The organism is Sulfitobacter sp. G21635-S1, from assembly GCF_027213915.1.
Lineage (GTDB): Bacteria > Pseudomonadota > Alphaproteobacteria > Rhodobacterales > Rhodobacteraceae > Sulfitobacter.
Window position 1 is genome coordinate 127,518 of the sequence record NZ_JAPWGV010000012.1, and the last position, 22,275, is coordinate 149,792.

A 22,275-nucleotide genomic window follows, 5' to 3' on the forward strand; every position below is an offset into this window, starting at 1 on the left:
ACCGAAAGTCAGAGCGGCGGGCCTTTGAAAAAGACCATCCCAGAAAGCATCGTTCTTGCGGGTCACCGCGATTACGACCTGCTGAGCGCAATCGCGGATGAGATCACGAAACGCGCGGGCGGGGCCGGGGCGCTGGCCGCCGGGTTCTCGGCCATGCTGCGCCAATGCGTCGATGATGTGATCATGACCCCCAAGACGGGGCGGCGCTCTTACGATGAGCTGGAAAAGACCGAAAAGACCTATATCGGCACGCGGGTCGAGATTGAGCTGCGCGCGATGCTGTCACTGCCCAAAGGCAGGCTGGACACTGTCATTCTCGGGCATGACGTGGACATCAAGAACACGATGGGCAGCAACTGGATGATCCCGACCGAAGCCATCGGCCATCCCTGCATCCTTGTGGCCGCCGATGAGCTTCGCGCGCGCTGCTACCTCGGTCTGATCGTGGCACGTCCGGAATATCTGACCCTGGGCCAGAACAAGGATTCCAAGAAAAGCGTATCGGCGCCGGGGTTCGCCAATATCTTCTGGATGCTGCTGGATCATCCCTATCCGCCGAACTTCTGGCGCAGGGTTCCCGCCGATGTGATCGAAGGCATCTTTGCAGGGACGTCGGGCAATCAGCGCATGGCCAATCTGTTTCGCGCGGTGCAGCGCGCGCCGATCACCCGCGACGTGGTCGAGGCGGTGGCCCAGCAACAGGATTTCATGCGGCGCATCCGGTCGGACAATGGCAGGGGCACCCGGGATCATCTGGCCCGCGAGGGCATTCTGCTGCTCTCCGGCCAGTATGACGCGCCGCTGATTGCCGCCCTGGGGCTGCCCGCCTGTTCGGGCAGCGAATTTGTCTCTTACCGGCCGGTGTCGCAGGGCGAGGCCGATCTGGCGGCGGCCCATGGCATTGCGTTGGTCTGGCCGCCTGACCCCGATAGCGCTTCGGGATATACCTGAATCACTTGTTCGCTGTCTCTCCCTGCACTCGAACGCGAAAAGTGATGTTGGATGTTTCAAGTTCATCCCGAAACGCTGTAGTCACCCGGACTCAAAGTTCGGTTCATTGAATACAGCGCTCAACGGCAGGTTCGCGCCCGACCCCGAGGGCGGCCTTCCCTTTGGCGAGGCATTTTCACTTTTTGATACTTCGCAGCATCTTGCGAGGTCAGAGTTTCGCACCCGCCGTATTGCCGAAGGCAAAGCTGCGGTTTGACGGGGGCGGGGCCGGGTGCGAACCGGATCGCAAGCCATCCGGGGGCAGTGGAAAATGGTGCGCATTTCGTTTCCGCCATTCTCGCGCAAGCTGCGCCGTGTGGAATCGGCACGCCTTTGGCGTGACGGGAGGGCGATTTTGTGCCCTCTGCCAAATCACGACCGGAAATCACGACCGGATTGAGTGTTTAGGCTCTGGACCGCACATTGGTCCAGAACGCCCTCCAGGTCGGGCGCTCCCCGGCCTGCACCTCAGGTCACACGCGGCCCGTTGAGGGCGGAAATCCCGGTCAGAGCACCACTTCGATCAGGCTGGGGCCCTTGCGGGTCCGCCCGTCTTGCAAGGCGGCTTCCAGGTCTTCACATGTGGTCACCCGGACGGCATCCACCCCCATGGAGTGCGACATCTGCACCCAATCCAGCGCCGGGCGGTCGAGGCTGAGCATGTCGATAGCACGGGGCCCGGGGTTGCCGACGCCCACATTGGTCAGCTCGCCCCGCAGGATCTTGTAGCTGCGGTTGGCAAAGACCAGCGTCGTGATGTCCAGGTTTTCCCGCGCCATGGTCCAGAGCGCCTGCACCGTGTACATCGCCGAGCCGTCCCCGGTCAGCGCCATCACCCGGCGGTCCGGACAGGCAATCGCCGCGCCGATGGCGGCGGGCAGGCAATAGCCGATGGAGCCGCCGCAGTTGTTCAGCCAGGTATGGCGCGCCGTCCCCATGGTCGCGGGGGAAAACGCCCGGCCCGTTGTCACGGATTCGTCCACCACGATGCCATCCTGCGGAATCGCACGGGCGATGCAGGCCGCCAGCTTCTCCAGATCAATGGTGCCGCTGGGCGCATCGGGCAGATCATGCCGGGCCACATGGGCGGGGGGCGTGTCGGACGCCGCCAGTGCCGTGCAGAGGCTACTCAGCGCCGCGCCCAGATCCGCGCCTGCGTCGGCCAAAGTCACGATCTCGGCCCCCTCGCGGGTCAGGATCGCGGGCTTGCCGGGATAGGCGAAAAAGCCGATGGGTGCGCGCGCCCCGATCAGGACGATCCGCTTGAAGGGCTCCAGCACCTTCAGCGCCATGTCGATGGGATATGGCACGCGGCCAATGGCCACCCGCCCTGCCCCGCGTTCCAGCCGCGCGTTGGACCATTCCGACAACAGCATGCAGCCGGTTTTCGCGGCGATCCGCCCTGCGGTTTCAAGGTTCTCTTCGGTCAGCGCCGTGCCGCCCAGCAGCAGCAGGGTTTCCGGCCCGTCCAATGCGGCAGAGGCCTGCGCCAGCATGGTTTCGTCAAAGGGCGCCGGTGCGGGGGCCTCCAGCGCCGCCGCCGGGCTGCCGCCTGCATCCCAGGCGGTGTCGCTGGGCAGGATCAGGGTCGCGATCTGTCCTGGTGCTGTCATGGCGGCCTGCACCGCTTCTGCGGCATCCCGGCCCACGGCCGCGGCAGAACCCGATGTGCGCACCCAATGCGAAACCGGGCGCGCGATGCCTTCGATATCGGCGGTCAGCGGCGCATCCAGCGCAATATGGCCGGAGGCATGTTCGCCAACGATGTTCACCACGCCGGAACCGGCCTTTTTCGCGTTGTGCAGGTTGGAGACCCCGTTGGCCAGCCCCGGCCCCAGGTGCAGCAGCGTCGAGGCGGGTTTGCGCGCCATGCGGTAATAGCCGTCAGCGGCCCCGGTGGCGACGGCCTCCTGCAGGGCCAGAATGGAACGCATGCCCGGAATATGGTCCAATGCCGCGACAAAATGCATCTCGGAGGTGCCGGGATTGGTGAAACAGACCTCCACCCCGTTGGCCAGCAGGCTGTGCACCAGGCTCTCGGCGCCGTTCATGTGATCGTCTTTCACGTGTTTTCCTTTTCTGCAGCCCAATAGGGGGCCCGCAAGTCCTTCTTCAGTATTTTCCCGATGGTGCTGCGCGGCAAGGCATCGCGCAGCTCGACCGCCGACAGGCGCTGGCTTTTGCCCAGTTTGGCATTGGCCCGCGTCAAGATCTCTTCGGCCCCGCGCGATGCCCCCTCGCGCCGCACCACAAGGCCCAGCGGGGTTTCTCCCCAGGCCTCGGACGGCACGCCGATCACGGCGGCATCGGTCACATCCGGGTCATCCAGCAGCACCAGCTCCAGATCATTGGCATAGATGTTCAGCCCGCCCGAAATGATCATGTCCTTCTTGCGATCCGACAGGGTGAGAAAGCCGTCTTCGTCCAGATGGCCCATATCGCCGGAACGAAAGTACACATGGCCTGCGGCGTCACGCCAGATGTAATCCGCCGTCAGGTCGTCGCGGCCAAAATATCCTGCCATCATGGTGGGGCCACGTCCGCAGATTTCGCCGACCTGCCCCGGCGGCACCTCGTTCCCCTGCACGTCGATCAGTCGGATTTCATTGCCCGGCGCGGCTTTGCCCACGGTATGCAGCTTGTCGGGGTGCTCATCCGCGACCAGAACGGTGACGCCGCCGCCTTCGGTCAGCCCGTAGTATTCGATCAGCTTGCCGGGAAAGCGCGCCAGCACATCGCGTTTGACATCCGCGCGCAGCGGTGCGGAGGTCGAGAATTTCATCCGCATGGAGGACAGATCGAAACTGTCGAAATCGGGCACATCCATGATGCGTTTGTATTGCACAGGCACCAGCATGGTATGGGTGATCTGTTCGCGCTGCACGATTTCCAGATAGCGGCGCGCATCGAATTTCGGCATCAGGTACACGGTCGATCCGCCGAACAGGGTCGGGACAAAGGCCACGATTGTGGTGTTGGAATATAGCGGCGTGGACAGCAGCGTGCGGGCCTCCGCGTCATAGCCGTTGGGCGTGACCCGGTCCATCTGGGCGGCGCGCATCAGGTGGTCGTGCACGATGCCCTTGGGGGTGCCGGTGGTGCCCGAGGAATAGATCAGGTTGAAGGGGTCCTTCATGTCGATGGGCACCATCGGATCAGAGGTCCCGGCCCCCGCCAGTGCGGCCTCATAGCCATCATAGCCCGCCGCCGCGAAATCCAGCGCGAAGCGGTGAAGTTCCATGTCGCCCAGAAACCCGTCCAGCAGGCCGCGGTAGGCCTCCGCGACAAAGATCGCCTTCGCACCGCAATCCGCGATCATTTTCTGCAGCGCCTCGGGCGAGGCCATGGAGGAGAGCGGCGTGACGCATCCGCCCGCCCGCAGGATACCCATGAAAAGCGTGGCATAGGGGATCGAATTGGGCGACAGGATCGCCACGTTGTCCCCCTTTTGCAGCCCCCGCCCCAGCAGCAGATTGGCCACCCGGTTGATCCCGGTATCAAAGGCGCCCCAGGTCAGTTTCTCATCGCCACAGACCAGCGCCATCCGGTCGGGATGGGCGGCGGCATTGGCGCGGACACGCGCGACGATGGTTTCGGTGGGGGGCGTGTCGCCAACAGGTGGGTTGATGGGTATCATGACGGTCAGGCTGTTGTTGGTTCGGTCTGTCTTGCGCGCCATGCCAGCAGGATCGGCAGAGCACAAAGCGCGGCACCGACGATGAACGACAGGCTGTAGCCCCAGTCCAGCAGTTCGGTGTGCGGTGCAGCAATCAGGACACCGCCAAAGAACAGCAGGACCCGCAGCGGCAGTTCGAACTTGCCGCGCAACGGGCCGATCAGGCTGATGTAGCCCTGGAGTGCCGAGGCAATCATCGCCACGCCGATCAGCGCACAGCTCAGTGCGACCGTGACCTCCCATGCCGGGGCCTGGCCGATCAGCGCAGGGTTCAGCACAAAGAAGAAGGGCGCGATATAGATCACCCCACCCAGGCGCATCGCCTCGAATCCAGTGGCGATGGGGTTGGACCCGGCCATGGTGGAGGCCGCGAAGGCGCCCAGCGCCACGGGCGGCGTGATATAGCTGACCATGCCCCAGTAGAGGATGAACAGGTGCACCGCGAGCTGGTTCAGCCCGCCCGCCTCAAGCGCGGGGGCCAGCACCACGGCCAGAAAGATGTAGCAGGCGGTCACCGTCATCCCCATGCCGAAGATAAAGGCGGTCAGCGCCCCCATCAGCAGCAGGACAAGCGTGTTGTCCCCGGCCAGGAAGACCAGTTCATTGACCAGCGTGCCGGCCAGCCCGGTGGCCGAGAAGGAGCCGACAATCAGGCCGACACCCAGCAGGATGGCGGTCAGCTCTGCCAGCCCCATGCCGACGCCCACGATCATATTGCCCAGCCGCTGCCCGTTCAGGCGGAAGCGGGCGCGGAACTGGTTCACGATCAGCAACAGGACAGTGGCATAAAAGGGCGCGGAGGATTCCTTGCGCAGCCCGATCATCATGTAGAGCAGCAGCGCGAAGACAAAGATATAGGGCCAGCCCTCGATCATCACTTCCTTGAGCCGCGGCAGATCCGGCTTGGGCAGGCCACGCAGACCGCGCCGGGCCGAATAGGCGTCGATCTGGGCAAAAAGGCTCCAGTAATACAGGATGCTGGGAATGGCGGCGGCCAGCGCGATCTCCACATAGGGGCGCGACAGGAAGGACGCCATGACAAAGGCCGTGGCCCCCATGATCGGCGGCATCAGCACCCCGCCGGTGGAGGCGCAGGCCTCTGTCGCGGCGGCGGTCTTGGCGGAAAAGCCGGTCTTGCGCATCGCCGGGATCGACACGGCACCCGTGGTCAGCACGTTCGAGATGACAGAGCCCGACATGGACCCCATGAAACCGCTGGCAAAGATCGAGACCTTGGCGGCACCGCCCCGGTAGCCGCCGACCAGCCCAAGCGCCAGATCGTTGAAGAACTGCCCGCCGCCGGTGCGTTGCAGCACCGCCCCGAACAGGATGAAGCCGATGACGACGCCGCCGAAGGCCTTCATCGGAATGCCGAAAGAGCTTTCGGCGGAATAGATGTGATAGGGCACGGTCTGCATGAAGGTGCTCTGGAAACCCGAGAACGGGTCCGGCACATGCCCGGCAAAGGTGGGGTAAAAGGCAAAGAGCGTCACGATCAGGAACAGGATCAACCCGCCCGCGCGGCGCGTCGCCTCAAGGATCAGAAAGAAGAAGACAACCGAGACATATTGCGCCGTCTCGGGGGCGGCATATTCCCAGCCCTGCGACAGGTTCGCCTGTGCGGTCTGGGTCAGATACCAGGTAGAGGCAAGCGAAGCCGCGAAAAACGCCCAGTCCAGCAGGGAGGGCCTGCCGCCCTTGCCACCGCGCATCTGGAAAATCAGGAATGTCAGGGCCAGGAAAATCCCGCCCAAAAGATACAGATAGCGCCCCTCGATCAGCACCAGCCCGAAAAGCTGCGTGTTGAACAGCTGGTTGACCACCAGCACCAGCGACAAAAGCGTGCCGGTGATGACGACCCAGCGGGCGGGCCCGGTGATGCGCTCTGCCGGGGTCTCCCCGTCGATTGCGACTTCTTCGACCGCTTTTGTGGCGGTGTTCTTGTTCTGCTCGGTCATCGGCTGGCTCACGAATTGGGGGAGTGCGCAGGGCAAACCGGCCGGCGAAAACGCCGGCCGGTTCAGTTACATGTCGCGAGGATCAGAAGACGACTTCGAAACCGCCATCTGCCAGCGCCTTGCGGCGGGCTTCGGCCCAGGCTGCTTCCCAGTCAGAGGGGTTGGCGGCCTTGGTTTCTTCCCAGGCTTTTGCCAGGGCGGCCTGACGGGCAATCAGCTTGTCGTTATGCGCCTGTGCCGCATCGGTCCAGACACCCGCTTCGGTGTAATAGCGGATTGCACCCTCGTGGTAGGGAACCACCCACTCCATGTCCTGCTTGTCCATGGCCCAGCCGCCGATGCCCGGTGCCTTGCCGTCATACTGCGGGAAGAGTTCGACCATCGCCTTGGTCATGTTGTAAACGAGATCCGCATCGGTGGCCTCGATCGCGGTCAGAACCGGATAGGCATAGCCCGCCCCCTGATAGCCGTCGGTGCCATCGATGGTGGCCCCGACCATGGCCTTGTTCGGCGTAAAGAAGGGCGCGATGGCGGTCATCCGGGCCAGACCTTCGGCATTGTCGGGGTCAATCGGCGGCCAGAACAGCCCGCGCGGCCCCGCTTCGGCCTCATAGGCCTTGCCGGAGTTGGTGGAGGCGAAGGCCGCATCGACCTGGTTTTCGATCAGCCCGGTCCAGCTGGCGCCGAAACCGCCGAAATCGACCCGCTCCACGTCATCCCATGTCAGACCGCCATAGGCGAGATAGGCTTCGGTGTTCACGTTCAGCGCGGGCGCGCCGACGATATAGGCCACGCGCTTGCCCTTGAGGTCGGAAAATTCCTTGATGCCAAGGTCGTTTGCCACGCCGACAGCGAGGTTGATCGCGCCGCCGTTGTTGGCCATCAGCACGCGAATGGGCTGCGGGCCCCAGTTCTCCGCACCGAAGTCAAACACGCCCTCCTGCGCCATGAAGCTGCCGCCAACGCCGGTGGCAGAGAATTCCACCCGGCCCTGCCGCAGCGGCTCTGTCCGCGACACGTCGTTCTTGCCCGGCAACACGCGCAGGTTCACCCCCGCCGCATCCTGAAGCGCTGCCCCGATGGCAACGGCCTGGTTGTAACCGGCCGAACCGGTGTCATAGGCCGTCCAGCTCATTTGCTTGGGCAGATCAAAATCCTGCGCGGTCGCCATGGTGGCCGTCAGGCCCAGCGCCGCGATCGTCGTCTTGATGTAGTACATAGATTCCTCCCCGGAATGTCGTAACGCCCCCACAGCAGAAAGCGTTCTGAACTTGATTTGGTCTTGTCTCTCCCTCGTGCGAAATTCAATTCCGCCATACGGAACAAGATATGAAGCATGGCTTTCGGGAGTCAACACCACATCGCAGCGTCCGGAGCACATCACGGGGCCCGGCGGACGCCTGTTTCTGTCGCACCTCGACCCGCCGCCGCCCCTGGCCTATGCAGGGCATGTCACCAGTTTTGAAGGGCCCGATATGACCGCAAACCTGAAAGACCTGCCCCAGATCGAGGCACTGCTGTCGCAGCCGAGCATTGCTGCGCTGTCGCAGGGCTTCAGCCGTGCCGAAACGCGCGCCGCGTTACGTAGCGTCATTGCCGATCTGCGGGCTGCCCTGCTGAGCACGGATCCGCCCGCCGCCCTGCCCGATTTTGCCGGGGCCGATTTTGCCGCCTCGGTGGCGCAGCGGATCGCGGCAGCGCGCGCGCCATCGCTGCGCCCGGTGATCAATGCGACCGGGATCATCATCCACACCAACCTGGGACGCGCCCGGCTGGCACCACAGGCCATTGCGGCGCTGGCGGCGGCCGGAGCGGATGCGAGCAACCTTGAACTCGACCTCGAAACCGGCAAGCGCGGCTCGCGCCATGCCCATGTGGAGCGGCTGATCCGGGAGCTGACCGGCGCAGAGGCCGCCGTGGTGGTCAACAATTGCGCCGCTGCCGTCCTGCTGAGCCTGATGGCCACCGCAGGCGGGCGCAATGTGGTGGCCTCGCGCGGGGAGCTGATCGAGATCGGCGGGTCCTTCCGACTGCCCGACGTGATCGCGCAAAGCGGTGCGCAGCTGCGCGAGGTCGGCACGACCAACAAGACGCGGGTGGCGGATTACGCCAATGCCATCGACGACAATACCGCCGTGCTGCTCAAGAGCCATACCAGCAATTTCAGGATCGTGGGCTTTACCGCAGCACCCGACAGGCAGGCGCTTGCCCGACTGGCCAGGGAGCGCCGGGTGATCCTGATGGAAGACCTTGGCAGCGGCGTGCTGGTTGACCTCACCCCCTTCGGGCTGAGCGACGAGCCGGTGGTGGCCGATGTGCTGAAGGCCGGTGTCGATCTGGTCATGTTCTCGGGCGACAAGCTGCTGGGGGGGCCGCAGGCCGGTATCATTGCCGGGCGGCAGGACATCGTGGCAGAGCTGAAGGCGCATCCGCTGATGCGCGCGCTGCGCATCGACAAACTGTCGCTTGCCGCACTTGAGGCGACCCTGCGCCTTTACCGCGCGCCGCATGATCCATTGCAGGAGGTGCCGGTGCTGCGGATGCTGTCGGCGCCGCAGGAGACGGTCGCCGCCCGTGCCGCCGCCCTGGCGGAAAGGCTGGCCGCCGCTGGGGTCACCGATATCGGGACAGAGGCCACCTCGGCCCGCGTCGGCGGCGGCACGCTGCCCGAGCAGGACCTGCCCAGCGTGGCCCTGTCCCTGCGTCTGGAAGGTTTCACCGCAGCGGCGCTGAGTGCTGCGCTGCGCCGGGGCAGGCCGCCGGTGATCGGACGGATCGCGCAGGACCGGCTTTTGCTGGACCTGCGCAGCGTTGAGGACGATGAACTGCCCCTGATCGCGGATGCCTTTGCCGCGATCCTGCGCTGATGGCGGCCCTGTGCCTTGTGGTGATCGGCCATGTGGACCATGGCAAGACCGCTCTGGTGCAGCGGCTGACCGGGATCGACACCGACCGGCTGGCCGAGGAGAAAGCCCGCGGCCTGTCCATCGTGGCAGGCTATGCCCATCGCACCTATGCCAGCGGCACGGTCGATTTTGTCGATGCGCCGGGCCACAGCGATTTCGTGCAGGCGATGATTTCGGCGGCAGCGGGCGCGCGGGCCGCCCTGGTGGTGATTTCCGCCGTCGATGGCATCGCGGCCCAGACCCGCGAACACCTTGAGATTGCGGGCCTGCTTGGCCTTGCAGATGCCGTCATCGCGGTGACCAAATGCGATCTGCTGCCCCCCGGCACATTGGACGCGAGGCTGGACGCCATCCGCAACGGGCTTGCCGGGACCGCCTTTGCCGGGGCGCCGATGCTCCCCTGTTCCTCGGTGACCGGCATCGGGGTGGAGGCGCTGCAGGGGGCGATCGAAGCCCTGGCGCGGCGGGTGCCCATCGGGCCCCTGCCGACCGATCCCTATCTGCCGGTTGACCGGGCCTTTTCCCTGCCCGGCCGCGGCACCGTCGTCACGGGAACGCTGCTGGGCGGCGCATCGACGCCCGGGGCGGCGTTGCTGCTGCAACCGGGTGCCCTGCCGGTGACCATCCGGGGGCTGCACAGCCGGGACCAGGCGCAGGAGGAAGTCACGGCGGGTGGGCGCACGGCGGCAAACCTGCGCGGGGTTGCGGTTGAGGATGTGCCGCGCGGTGCGGTCCTCTGTGATGCGGCGGCGGGTCCTGCATCGACCTGTATGGATGTGCAGCTGACGCTGCTGGAAGCGGCAGGGCTGAAACATATGCAGGAGGTGCGGATGCATGTCGGCACCGCCCATGCCGTGGCGCAGATCCGGCTTTTTGGTGTGGGCCGGCTGGCGGCGGGCGCGCAGGGCTTTGCCCAGTTGCGGTTCCGGCATCCGGTCATGGCCCGTGCCGGGCAACATGCCATCCTGCGCCGCCTGTCCCCGCCCCTGACCCTGGGGGGCGCGGTTGTGCTCGACCCGCAGGCGGCCCAGGCGCGGGCCGGAGACGGGGCGCGTCAGCAGGTGCTCCGCGCCGCCCTGGCGGGTGATGTGACGGAACTCGCCCTTGCCCTGATTGCCGCCCATGGTGGTGCCGCGGACCTGCAGGAGGTGGCAAGGCTCGCGCGGAAAGATGCCACAAGCCTGCGCGCGGCGCTTGGCCCCGGGGTGGTTGCGTTTGCCCCGGGCAGGATCACCTCAGCCGATGCCATCGCCGATTGCCGCAGGGCGATGCTGGACGCCATTGCCGCGCATCACGCCCGCCATCCGGCAAGACCGGCAGTGCCGCTGTCAGCGCTCAGCCCCCGCACCCGCGCGCCTGACCTGCTGCGCCATGTCCGGCAGGGGCTGATCGGTGATGGCACCTGCCGCCAGTCGGATCGCGGCCTGGCCCTGGCGCAGCACGATCCGATGGCAGCGCTGACGCCTGCGCAGCTGGACCGGCTGGCCGGGATCGGGCAGGCCTTCCGCAGTGGCGGGCTGACGCCGCCCGCCTTGTCGCAGGTTCTGAGCGGATCGGAGGATCAGGATCTGCTGGATCTGCTGGTCGCGCGCGATGAGCTGGCCGCCCTGCCCAATGTGGCACTGAAACAGACCGTGGTGTTGCACGGCGAGACCCTGCGCGCGGCGGCAATGGCCCTGCGCACGGCCTTCCCGCCGCCTGCCTCCTTCACCACCGGCGAAGCCCGCGCGGCACTTGCGACAACCCGGCGTGTCATCGTGCCCCTGCTGGAGCATTTCGATACCCTTGGCGTCACCATCCGCGCGGATGACCGGCGCGGGATGGCGGAAGATCTTGCCCGGTTGCGCGACCTCGGCCCCGGCGCGGATTGAGGGGATGGCGCACCGGGGGTTTCACACCCCCGGACCCCCGTGGTATATTTGGGGAACAATGAAACTGGCGCTCAGGGTCAGGGCCATACGGAGGTGACAGGAGTCTGGTGGCTTCCCTGGTCTTCAAAACCATGGACGCGTCGCAACGGCGTGTGGTGGGTTCGATTCCCATCCACCTCCGCCACTGGACATCGCCGCAGGATAGGCCACATTGAGCCCCGACCAGAGGGAGGGGCCGGGATGCCGAACGAGACAGCAGAGTTTTCACCACCCGGCTTTTCGCTGGCGGATCTGGCAGGGGATAGCCACAGCTTTCCGACCGGGCGCCGCGCCCTTGTCTGTTTCGTCAAGGAAGACTGCGAGACCTGCAATACGGCAGGCCCGGTGCTGGAGGCCTTTTACCGCGCCCATGGGTCGGCTCTGGATGTCCTGCTGGTGTCGCAGTCGGGCGATGACAGCACGGTTTTCGCCCGGCGCCATGGGCTGAGCATGCCGGTCCTGGATGACCGCGCCTGCAAGACGGCCTTTGCCTGGGACATCGAAAGCGTCCCTTCGGTATTCCTTTGCGATGCCGGGGGCAGCAGCACGACCCGTTTCGAAGGGTTCGTGCGCAGCGACTGGGAGGCGCTGGGCGCCGAACTGGCAGCACGGACCGGCACGCCGGTCGCTCAGGTCGACTGGCAGGGCCTGCCCGCCTGGCGGCCCGGATGCGGTTCCAAACACCTGGACCCCGAAATGTTCGACAAGCTGCGCGCCGAGGCGGAGGGCAGCCCGATCCGTGCGCGGCGCATCGAGATCGCCAGCGGCGATGATGTGGCGGAGTTCATGTTCGACCAGGGGTTCTCTGACGGGTTGCCGCTGGTGCCGCCCACGCCCGAAAGGGTGATGCGGATGCTGGCAGGCACCCACCGCGACGCGCAGGAGGTGGTGGCCATCGTGCCGCCCAACATGGGCGAGGCCACGGTGGAGAAGATCGCGATCAACGCGGTGATGGCCGGGTGCAAACCGGAGTATCTGCCCGTGGTCATCGCGGGGGTCGAGGCGGTCTGCACCGATGCCTTCAACATCCACGGTGTCACCGCGACCACGATGGGTGCGGCCCCGGTGATGGTCGTCAACGGCCCGATCCGGGAAAAGATCGGCATGAACATGAAGCTGGGCGCGCTGGGGGCGGGCAACCGCGCCAATGCCACCATCGGGCGCGCGCTGCGGCTGGTGGTGCGCAATGTCGGGGGTGCCTCGACCGGTGGCGTCGAACGCTCCACCCTGGGCAATCCGATGAAATTCACCATGTGTTTCGCGGAATGGGAAGAACGCGCGCCCTGGGAGCCGCTGCATGTGGAACGTGGGTTCGACCGGGAGGATTCGGTGGTGACCGTCTTTGCCATGACCGGCGGGCCGGTTCATATCGTGGACCAGACCTCGCGCAGCCCGGAGCAGATCGCGGGGTCGCTGGGCATGGGGCTGGAAGGGGTATTCCTGCCCAAGATGCACAATCTGCCCATCGATGCGCTGCTGGTGATCTGCCCGGAACATATCGACACGCTGATGCGGGACGGCCCATGGGACAAGGGCTGCCTGCGCGACCGGATACAACAGGTCACGTCGCGGCCCCTGCGGGACATGCTGGCCGATGACCGCTCCGGTGCCGGGATCCTGCCCGCTGCCGCCGCCGGGATGACGCCGGAGATGCTCGACCGTCCGGCCCCGAAATTTGCCGGTAAAGAGTACATCCATATCGTGGTGGCCGGGTCGGATGCGGGCAAATTCTCTTCCGCGTTCCACGGCTGGGCCACGGGGGAGGTCGGCTCCATCTCGGTTTCCAGAAAGATTGATCTGGGTTAGGCTACGGACAGAGGAGAACGCCTATGACGACAATTCTCGACCCCACGGACGAACGCACCCCGGTAGAGCGGCAGGTGGCGGAACGTCCGGACAGCCTGTCGGGGGTGATCGGCCTGCTGGACATCAGCAAGCCGCGCGGCAACGTGTTTCTGGATGCGCTCGAAGGTCTGCTGGCGGAAAAGGCCCCTGGCATCGCCACGCGGCGCTATACCAAGCCCACCTTTGCCAAACCCTGCCCCGATGCGCTGCGCCATGAGATCCGCGACGAATGCGACTTTCTGATCGAGGCTCTGGCCGACTGAGGTTCCTGTACGACGTGCAGTATGCACGACAACGTCTGGTTTGAAATCCAGGGAATCCCGGCAGTCGCCGTCGCATCGAGCGAATTCGGACAGGCCGCAGAATCGCAGCGCCGCGCATTGGGCATGAATGACGCGCGTTACGTGCTGGTGCCGCATCCGATCCAGGATGCGAATGACGAAGAAATGCGCGCCAAGGCGGCAGCGGCGGCGGATCAGATCATCGCCGCGCTCACCGCGGGCTGAAACGCGTCGCGCAGCCCTTCGTCGTGGAAGGGCTGCGCGACGGTTCATTGAGCTGACTTTGAAGATTGGGCCTTTGAGCGCGGTGCGGCACCGGCCCGAAAGGGCGCGGCGCAATATGAGGCGCAGGCCGGGCGGGAGCCTGCGAGTTCGGTTCCGCGGCAGCGCGCCGTTACAGCTTCATCCCGCCCATTTCCGCAACGCCGGTAAAGCTGCGGTTCCAAGTGGGGCTGATCAGCACCTCGTTGATGCAGACATGGGGCGGGGCTTCGGCGATGTAGCGGACCATCGCGCCAATGTCCCCGGCCTGAAGCATCCGGGCCATGTCTTCCTCTGACGGCGGTTTGGGGCGTTGCTGCATGATCGGTGTCGCCACCTCGCCGGGCATCAGGGCGGTGCAGCGGATGCCGTTCACGCCCTCGTCCTGGTTGATCGAATGGCTCAGCGCCACAACCGCGTGTTTTGACGCGGTATAGGCAGGCCCCGTCAGGCGCGACGGGTGCCGACCCGCCCAGGAGGAGGTCAGGATCAGCGTGCCCGCCCCCCGGGCGCGCATCTGCGGCAGGACGGCGAGGACACCGTTCATGACGCCGTTCAGGTTGATGTCCACCACCCTGGCGAAATCGGCAGCGGTGATGGCGTTCACCGCGCGGTTGGGCACGTTGATGCCTGCATTGGCCATGAAGATGTCGATCCGCCCGCGCCGGGCCATCACATCATCGCAGATCTTTTGCGTTGCATCGGCGTCAACCACGTCCAGGCTCTGCGCCTCCGCCGCGCCGCCCGCCTGGGTGATCGCCGCCGCGACGCGGTCAAGCTCTGCCTGCCGCCGCCCGGAGAGCACGACATGGGCACCGCTGGCCGCCAAAGCCCTGGCCGCCGCCTCCCCGATGCCGCCACCGGCACCTGTGACCCAGGCGGTCTTTCCTGTCAGTGTCCCCATGGTTTCCTCCCTCATGCGATGTTCGGGCCAAGACAGCCACAGAAGTCCGCCCATGTCCATTGCGCTGGCAGGACCCGCATGCTGTTCTGGGCCGAGCCAACGGGAGGATGAGATGGATGTGAAGCTGACCAGGGTTTGCGAGGGGCTCGACTTTCCCGAAGGGCCGATCGCCATGGATGACGGATCAATTATCCTGGTGGAGATACGCGGTCAGCGCCTGACCCGTGTTCTGCCGGATGGGCGCAAGGTGGTCATTGCCGAACTGGGTGGTGGCCCCAATGGTGCGGCGGTGGCGCCGGACGGGATGATCTATGTCTGCAACAATGGCGGTTTCATCTGGACCGAGGGTGATGAGATCACCCGCCCCATCGGCACGCCGGATGCCTATGTCAGCGGCTCGATCCAGCGGGTCGACCCGGCGACCGGCGCGTTCGAGACGCTGTATGACGCCTGCGACGGCCAGCCCCTGCGCGGCCCCAATGACATCGTCTTTGACAGGGAGGGTGGCTTCTATTTCACCGATCTGGGCAAAACCACGCCCGAATATGTGCATCACGGGGCCTTTTACTACGCCATGCCGGATGGCAGCCGGATCACGCGGGTCCATGCACCGATGATCACGCCCAACGGCATTGGGCTCTCGCCGGATGACAAGACCGTGCATGTGGCCGAAACCCGCACCGGACGGGTCTGGAGCTATGATCTGCTGGCACCCGGCAAGATCGCGCCGCATCCCTACACCATGCCGGGCAGGTTGCTCACCACCCTGCCCGATTACCAGTTGCTGGACAGTCTTGCGGTGCAGGCAAACGGGGCGATATGTGTCGCCACCCTGATGCGCGGGGGCATCAGCATCGTGCCGGTGGACGGCGGGCCGGTGCGCTATGTTGCCGGACCGGGTGATCCCTATGTCACCAATATCTGCTTTGGCGGGCCTGACATGTGCGACGCATGGATCACGGCGTCAGGCACCGGCTGCCTTTACCACGCGCGCTGGCCCGAACCGGGCCTGCGGCTGAACTTCAACGCCTAGGATCGGGTGCCCGCCGTCACGCGACGAAACGCAAGCGGACTTTTCAAAAAGTCCGGACCGTTTTCTTCAAAGAAAACGGATCTTCCCCCGTGTCCGACCGTGGCCACGTGCCGGAGTTTTCAAAAACTCCGGACCGATTTTTTCAAAAAAATCGCTGCCCAGACGCCAAAGGCTGCGCCGAGACCCGGGCAGGCGCATGTCATCCACGGGCGTTTCGACAATGTCCGGCCGGACCGCAGAGCAGCCCGTTTTCCTTTGACCTCTCTTCCGGCCACGGGCACAAGGCTGCATGGCAAAACCAAGCAAGACCTTCTCCTGCACGGCCTGCGGCGCGACCTACAACAAATGGTCGGGGCGCTGCGATGGCTGCGGCGACTGGAATACCATTCAGGAGGACCGCGGCATTTCCGCAGGCCCGCCCAGCAAATCGCTGGGTGCGCGGCGCGGGTCCGCGATGACGCTGACCGATCTGAGCACCGAAGAGGCCCCGCCGCCCCGCAGTGAGAGCATGATCGCCGAGCTTGACCGGGTACTGGGGGGCGGTCTGGTCGCAGCCTCGGCCATTCTGGTGGGTGGCGATCCGGGCATCGGCAAATCGACGCTGCTGTTACAGGCGGCGGCGCAATTCGCGCGCAACGGGCTGAAAACCATCTACATAAGCGGTGAAGAGGCCAGCGCACAGGTCCGCATGCGCGCCCAGCGGCTGGGGCTGTCGGATGCCCCGGTGAAACTGGCGGCAGAGACCAACCTGCGCGACATCCTGACCACGCTGGATCAGGAACGCCCGCAGCTGGCGATCATCGATTCCATTCAGACCATGTGGGCCGACAACGTCGAAAGCGCCCCCGGGTCGGTCAGCCAGGTGCGCGCCGCCTCGCATGAGCTGACGGCTTTTGCCAAGCGGACCGGCACCTCCGTCATCCTGGTGGGCCATGTCACCAAGGATGGCCAGATCGCGGGGCCGCGCGTGGTCGAACATATGGTCGACACGGTGCTTTATTTCGAGGGCGAACGCGGCCATCAGTTCCGCATCCTGCGTAGCGTAAAGAACCGCTTTGGGCCCGCGGATGAGATCGGTGTGTTCGAAATGACCGGCCAGGGGCTGGCCGAGGTCACCAACCCCTCTGCCCTGTTCCTGTCCGAACGCGGCGAACCTTCTGCCGGATCGGTCGTCTTTGCGGGCATCGAAGGCACGCGGCCCGTGCTGGTCGAGTTCCAGGCGCTGGTCGCCCCCTCGCCCCACAGCCAGGCCCGCCGCACGGTGGTGGGCTGGGATTCGGGGCGGCTGGCGATGATTCTCGCCGTGCTTGAGGCGCGCTGCGGCATCCCCTTTGCCGGGCTTGACGTCTATCTGAACGTCGCGGGCGGCATGAAAGTGACCGAGCCTGCCGCCGATCTGGCGGTTGCCGCCGCCCTGCTGAGTGCGCGCGAAGACGTCGCCCTGCCTGCAGAAACCGTGGTTTTCGGCGAAATAAGCCTCTCTGGTGCGCTGCGGCCCGCCAGCCAGACTGAAAACAGGTTGAAAGAAGCGCAAAAACTTGGTTTTACCTCCGCAATCGCGCCCGCAGGGGGCAAGGCGGTGGGGACAACGGGCATCACGATCAATCAACTGAGCGATCTGACCGGTTTTGTCGGTGAAATTTTCGGCGCTGGCTAGCGCCCTGGAACGAAGGCAGGCAGCAGATGGACGGGTTTACCATTATTGATGGCGTGGTCGCGCTGGTCATCGTGCTTTCCGCGCTTCTGGCCTATGGCCGCGGGCTGGTGCGCGAGCTGATGGCGATCGTCGGCTGGATTGCCGCCGCCGTGCTGGCCTATCTCTTTGCCGCGCAGGTCGAACCGCTGGTGCGCGAACTGCCTGTGGTGGGCGAATTCCTGGCCGACAGCTGCGAATTGTCCATCATCGGGGCCTTTGCCATCGTCTTTGCCGTGGCGCTGATCGTGGTTTCGCTGTTCACGCCGCTGTTTTCCTCGCTGGTGCAGCGCTCGGTCCTGGGCGGCCTGGACCAGGGGCTTGGCTTTGTCTTTGGGGTCGCGCGGGGCATCATCCTGGTGGCAATTGCCTTTTTCGTCTATCAGACGGTCATCCCGGACCAGCAGTTCACCATGGTCGATGAAAGCCGGTCGGCCACCGTTTTCGCGCGGTTCACAGGGCAGATCGAACAACAGAACCCCGAGGATGCGCTGGGCTGGATCACCACGCGCTACGAGGAACTGGTCGGCAGCTGCGGCGCCTGATCCCTGCCGGGACTTAACATTCTGTTATCCAAGTAACTGTAGGTTGCCCCCGTAAGGGAGCAGCCACATGTCCGATGCGGAGCAATTCACCTATCTGGATCATATCGCCACCCCCGTCTTTGTGCTGGAGGTGGCAGCAGGCGGGCTGCCTGTCTATTGCGCCTTCAACGCCTGCGCCCGTGCGATCAGCGACCGGCCGCTTTCGGATTACCTGGGGCGCACGGCCGCAGAAGTCTATGACACCGCATACGGGCGCAGCGCATTGTCGCGCCATTGCCAGGTTGCCCGCAGCGGCAAACCCCTGACCTACGAATTGCAATTGCCGCTGGCCGGGGCGGTCCGCCAGGTGCGCACCACGCTCTCGCCGGAAACGGATGCGGAAGGCCGGGTTTTCAGGCTTTACGGCACTTCACTTGACATCACGGAGGAATGCCGTGCGCGGGAGGCAAGGCTATCCTTTCACACCGCCGCATCCGAAATGGAACAATTCGTGGCAATGGCAGCCCATGATCTGCGCGCCCCGATGCGCAATGTGACCATGCTGGCCGAGGTGCTCAAGGACGGTTTCGTCGACCATGGCGACGGCAAGCTGGACATGATCAACATGATGGACGGCATTGCCGACAAGACCATGAAGCTGATCGATGACATCCTGATGCACACCCATCTGATCGAGGCGCAGGAGGCCGAAACGCTTTTCGACCTCACCGAACTGACCCGGCTGATCTGCGATATTCTGGATCCCGAAGAGCGGCACCGCGTCAATGTCACCCCCGCTATGCTGCTGACCGACAAGACGGTGATGCAGATCGCCCTGCGCAATCTGATCGAGAATGCGGTGAAACATGCGGGCAGATTGCAGATGCTGATGGATCTCACGGTCGAGCAATTGCCCGACGACAAGATCGCCGTGACGCTGGAGGACAATGGCAAGGGGTTCAGCGCGGCCGCGCTGGAACTGATGAACGGTGGCGGTTTCCGGGTCGACAGCGGCTATGGGCTGTTCGGGGTCAGGCGCATGATCCGGGTCCGTGGCGGCACGATCACCGCTGGCAATTCCCCCACGACGGGCGGTGCGACAATCCGGTTCACCCTGTCGGGGCGGATCGCGGCCATGGGGGCGCAGGCGATCCCCCCGCAACTGCCCCCGCATCCATCGCCGCAACAGCAGCCGGTCTAGTGTGGAACGTCGCGCAGCTTTGGCACAATGGGGCCTGAACCTAGCATTTCTGCCCCAAACGGTGCGTTGGGCGCGGTGTGGGGCAAGGGCCGCTATGCGGACTTTGCTGCCGTTAATCATTGGCAACCAAAGCCCGGAGTCAAGGTGCGCAGCACCGCCGGGCAGCGCCCGACCGCCCCATGGGCGGGCGCTTTCTCACCGTATTGCGGTTCATCATCCCCACGCCAAAGATTAGAAATAAAGTGGCACCCACGGACGTTCCGCTGCCCACCCGCGGTCAGGCGCTGCCCTGTGTGGTTAAGTCTCTTTGGACTCTTTCCGGTCCTTCGCTGCGATCTGCGTGTAGATCCGGTTTCCAATTTTCGGTCAGCTTATGACGTGAAGGCCAAAGCCTTCTAACGTTCATCACCCGGACAGCCATATCGCCAAAATGATGCACCTGGGTCACAAACCTGACGATCAGGTCGTTTTCGTGTGATGTTCATCATCAAGGCCCAATGGGGCCTGAGCCTGAACCGCTTTGCCGCCAAATATATCCGATCCACGTCACATGATCGAAACAAACCGCATGCTACTGCGGGCTGCGGGGTGACACTGCGCCCCAAGAGCCCTACATAGGCGGCACATCCACCCGGATTCGGAGCTGCCCCCCGTGACCAATCCCACCACCAAAATCATGCCACCTGCCCATCCTTTCGACACGTCGTACCTTCGCGATGGCGATGACGAAGACAAACTGAAGGAGGAATGCGGCATCTTCGGCGTGGTCGGCGTGGCTGACGCCTCCAATTTCGTTGCTCTGGGGCTGCATGCCCTGCAACACCGCGGCCAGGAAGCAGGCGGTATCGTCTCCTACCAGCCGGAAGCCGGATTTCAATCGGCGCGGCGGTTTGGTTATGTGCGCGACAATTTCACCAGCCAGGCCGTGATGGAAACCCTGCCGGGCGAACTGGCCATCGGCCATGTGCGTTATTCGACCACCGGATCGAAAGGGCAGACCGCGATTCGCGACGTGCAGCCCTTCTTTGGCGAATTTGCCATGGGCGGGGCGGCGATCGCCCACAACGGCAACATCACCAATGCCAATGCCCTGCGCCGCGAGCTGATCGAGCGCGGCTCGATCTTTCAGTCCTCCTCTGACAGCGAATGCATCATCCATCTGATGGCGCGGTCCCTGCAGCGCAACATCCCCGAACGGATGGAAGACGCCCTGCGCCGGGTCGAAGGTGCGTTTTCCATCGTGGCCATGACCCGGACCAAGCTGATCGGCGTGCGCGACCCGCTGGGGGTGCGCCCGCTGGTGCTGGGCCGCGTCGGCGACGGCTGGGCGCTCAGCTCGGAAACCTGTGCGCTGGACATCATCGGCGCGGATTTCGTGCGCGAGATCGAGCCCGGCGAGATGGTCGTGATCACCGCCAATGGCGTGGAAAGCCATTTCCCCTTCCGCCGCCAGCCCTCCCGCTTCTGCATCTTCGAACATGTCTATTTCAGCCGCCCCGACAGCATCCTGGGCGGCCGCAGCGTCTATGAAACCCGCGAGGCGATTGGCCGCGAACTGGCCAAGGAAAGCCCGGTGGAGGCCGATCTGGTCTGCCCGGTGCCCGACAGTGGCACACCCGCCGCCATCGGCTACAGCCTCGAATCCGGCATTCCCTATGCCATGGGGATCATCCGCAACCAGTACATGGGCCGCACCTTCATCGAACCGACAGAGCAGATCCGCAACATGGGTGTGCGTCTGAAGCTGAACGTGAACCGCGCCCTGATCAAGGGCAAGCGCGTGATCCTGGTGGATGACAGCGTGGTGCGCGGCACCACCAGCCGCAAGATCAAGGAAATGATCCTGGATGCCGGCGCTGCCGAGGTGCATTTCCGCATCGCCAGCCCGCCCACGGCCTGGCCCTGTTTCTATGGCGTCGACACGCCGCAGCGTGAAAAACTGCTGGCCGCGACCATGTCCGAAGACGAAATGTGCGAACATCTGGCGGTGGATTCCCTGCGCTTCATCTCGCTAGACGGTCTGTACCGGGCCGTGGGCGAGGCGGAGGGGCGCAATGCCAAATGCCCGCAGTATTGCGATGCCTGTTTTTCGGGGGAATACCCGGTGACCCCGGCGGACAAGGTCAAGGAAGGTTTCAAGATGAAGACGGCGGCAGAGTAACCTGCTGCCGTTTTCTGTCATGAGGTCCTGCCATGATGGCGGGATGGACCACGCCCCTGCCCCGCTTTTGCATCTGATGACCTCCTGGTCGGAACCCGCGCGCGACGCGCTTTGGGCCTGCCGGAACCTGTTTCATGACACGGCGGAGCAGGCGGAAATCGGGCCGCTGGACGAAAGCCTGAAATGGGGCCAGCCCGCATGGCGGCCCCGCGCGCCCCGCACCGGCAGCACCCTGCGCATGGGCTGGTCGGCAGGCCAGCCGCAGCAGCTGATGCTCTTTGTCGATTGCAAGACAGATCTGGCCGCCAGGATGCGCGACATCTACCCCGATGTCGGGGAAAACGACGGGCGGCGGCGGATTGCCCTGGATCTGGAGGGCCCGCTGCCCGAACAGGCCATCGCCCATCTGGCGCAAATGACCTTCTGCTACCATCTGTCGCGCCGTCTCACCCGCACCGTCGGCTGAAGCCCGCGCAGCGCTCGGCAGGGCTTGGCTGATCGGACCGCGCCCCCTTCTCCTTGTCCTGCAGCCTTGTTAGCTGACCGTTCACCTACGAATCGGCAACACGCGCAAGGCGCGAAGAGGCGTTAAATGAGCGACACGGAACCGCAACAACCCACCCCCCGCAATGTGGCCGACCTGGCCACCTCGGCGGCCCGTCTGGACCGTACAGCCCTGATCGGCATTTTCGGCAGCGAGGCCGCGCCCGGTGCGCTGGTCCGCACGCGCAATGGCCGGATCGCCCGTGTAGGCATCGGCGACAAGGTCGCAGGCGGCACTGTTGCCGCGATCGGAGGGGACCAGCTGGTGCTGAACGTGGGCGGCCGGGCGAAGGCCCTCAAACTGCCCAGAGGCTAGGTCGTGTTGACATTCATTGTCGCCCACCCGTTTCAGTCCAAAATTGCTCAGTTCCAGGCAAGAGAGCGCAGGA

The 22,275-nt window shown here is 64.8% G+C and carries 17 protein-coding genes and 1 tRNA gene; 13 read left to right on the forward strand and 5 right to left on the reverse strand.

Translation table 11 applies throughout. The annotated features are described in order from the left end of the window. Positions 1 to 24 precede the first annotated feature (24 nt). A complete protein-coding gene (locus O4H53_RS13535; protein ID WP_269364452.1) occupies positions 25 to 951 on the forward strand; it encodes a NaeI family type II restriction endonuclease in 927 nt (308 codons plus the stop codon). Positions 952 to 1,496: 545 nt separating this feature from the next. Here the strand turns inward: O4H53_RS13535 and O4H53_RS13540 are convergent. The 4 genes from O4H53_RS13540 to O4H53_RS13555 form a co-directional block, all read right to left on the reverse strand. Then, positions 1,497 to 3,041: an acetolactate synthase large subunit gene (locus O4H53_RS13540; RefSeq protein ID WP_443069604.1), complete on the reverse strand. Its 1,545-nt coding sequence runs from the start codon at positions 3,039 to 3,041 to the stop codon at positions 1,497 to 1,499. A gap of 11 nt (positions 3,042 to 3,052) precedes the next feature. Continuing rightward, a complete protein-coding gene (locus O4H53_RS13545; RefSeq protein ID WP_269364456.1) occupies positions 3,053 to 4,669 on the reverse strand; it encodes a class I adenylate-forming enzyme family protein in 1,617 nt (538 codons plus the stop codon). Beyond that, positions 4,633 to 6,624, reverse strand: coding sequence for a TRAP transporter permease (locus O4H53_RS13550; RefSeq protein ID WP_269364458.1), 1,992 nt, complete (start codon positions 6,622 to 6,624; stop codon positions 4,633 to 4,635). The genes O4H53_RS13545 and O4H53_RS13550 overlap by 37 nt, the downstream gene beginning before the upstream one ends. 82 nt (positions 6,625 to 6,706) lie before the next feature. Then, positions 6,707 to 7,843 carry a TAXI family TRAP transporter solute-binding subunit gene (locus O4H53_RS13555; RefSeq protein ID WP_269364460.1) on the reverse strand — a complete coding sequence of 379 codons (1,137 nt, stop codon included), beginning with the start codon at positions 7,841 to 7,843 and terminating at the stop codon, positions 6,707 to 6,709. Between the two features lie 256 nt (positions 7,844 to 8,099). Here O4H53_RS13555 and selA point away from each other — a divergent pair, with 256 nt between their 5' ends. From selA to O4H53_RS13580, 5 genes are all read left to right on the forward strand, one after another. Then, complete coding sequence (gene selA / locus O4H53_RS13560; protein WP_269364462.1) at positions 8,100 to 9,491, forward strand: L-seryl-tRNA(Sec) selenium transferase; 1,392 nt, start codon at positions 8,100 to 8,102, stop codon at positions 9,489 to 9,491. Beyond that, complete coding sequence (gene selB, locus O4H53_RS13565; RefSeq protein ID WP_269364463.1) at positions 9,491 to 11,401, forward strand: selenocysteine-specific translation elongation factor; 1,911 nt, start codon at positions 9,491 to 9,493, stop codon at positions 11,399 to 11,401. The genes selA and selB overlap by 1 nt, the downstream gene beginning before the upstream one ends. A gap of 89 nt (positions 11,402 to 11,490) precedes the next feature. Next, positions 11,491 to 11,585: transfer RNA gene (locus O4H53_RS13570), tRNA-Sec, on the forward strand. A gap of 56 nt (positions 11,586 to 11,641) precedes the next feature. Then, entirely contained in the window at positions 11,642 to 13,246 is a 1,605-nt protein-coding gene (locus O4H53_RS13575; RefSeq protein ID WP_269364465.1) for a TlpA family protein disulfide reductase, read from the forward strand. A gap of 23 nt (positions 13,247 to 13,269) precedes the next feature. Continuing rightward, positions 13,270 to 13,791, forward strand: coding sequence for a UGSC family (seleno)protein (locus O4H53_RS13580; RefSeq protein WP_269364467.1), 522 nt, complete (start codon positions 13,270 to 13,272; stop codon positions 13,789 to 13,791). Positions 13,792 to 13,960: 169 nt separating this feature from the next. Here O4H53_RS13580 and O4H53_RS13585 read toward each other — a convergent pair whose 3' ends face one another. Then, a complete protein-coding gene (locus O4H53_RS13585; RefSeq protein ID WP_269364468.1) occupies positions 13,961 to 14,731 on the reverse strand; it encodes an SDR family oxidoreductase in 771 nt (256 codons plus the stop codon). Positions 14,732 to 14,843: 112 nt separating this feature from the next. On the opposite strand from O4H53_RS13585, the gene O4H53_RS13590 reads away from it, so the two are divergent. From O4H53_RS13590 to O4H53_RS13620, 7 genes are all read left to right on the forward strand, one after another. Then, complete coding sequence (locus tag O4H53_RS13590) at positions 14,844 to 15,764, forward strand: SMP-30/gluconolactonase/LRE family protein (protein WP_269364470.1); 921 nt, start codon at positions 14,844 to 14,846, stop codon at positions 15,762 to 15,764. 289 nt (positions 15,765 to 16,053) lie between these two features. Continuing rightward, on the forward strand, positions 16,054 to 17,421 hold the full coding sequence (radA, locus tag O4H53_RS13595; protein ID WP_269364472.1) for a DNA repair protein RadA: 1,368 nt from the start codon (positions 16,054 to 16,056) through the stop codon (positions 17,419 to 17,421). 26 nt (positions 17,422 to 17,447) lie between these two features. Then, positions 17,448 to 18,002, forward strand: a complete 555-nt coding sequence (locus tag O4H53_RS13600; RefSeq protein ID WP_269364474.1) for a CvpA family protein — start codon at positions 17,448 to 17,450, stop codon at positions 18,000 to 18,002. A 67-nt stretch (positions 18,003 to 18,069) separates the two neighbouring features. Next, a complete protein-coding gene (locus O4H53_RS13605; RefSeq protein WP_269364475.1) occupies positions 18,070 to 19,182 on the forward strand; it encodes a sensor histidine kinase in 1,113 nt (370 codons plus the stop codon). Between the two features lie 676 nt (positions 19,183 to 19,858). Beyond that, the gene (gene purF, locus O4H53_RS13610; RefSeq protein WP_269364481.1) at positions 19,859 to 21,343 is read left to right on the forward strand and encodes an amidophosphoribosyltransferase; all 1,485 of its coding nucleotides are present in this window, start codon (positions 19,859 to 19,861) and stop codon (positions 21,341 to 21,343) included. Between the two features lie 76 nt (positions 21,344 to 21,419). Continuing rightward, positions 21,420 to 21,809 carry a hypothetical protein gene (locus tag O4H53_RS13615; protein WP_269364476.1) on the forward strand — a complete coding sequence of 130 codons (390 nt, stop codon included), beginning with the start codon at positions 21,420 to 21,422 and terminating at the stop codon, positions 21,807 to 21,809. Between the two features lie 126 nt (positions 21,810 to 21,935). After that, complete coding sequence (locus tag O4H53_RS13620) at positions 21,936 to 22,202, forward strand: pilus assembly protein PilZ (RefSeq protein WP_269364477.1); 267 nt, start codon at positions 21,936 to 21,938, stop codon at positions 22,200 to 22,202. Positions 22,203 to 22,275: the final 73 nt, after the last annotated feature.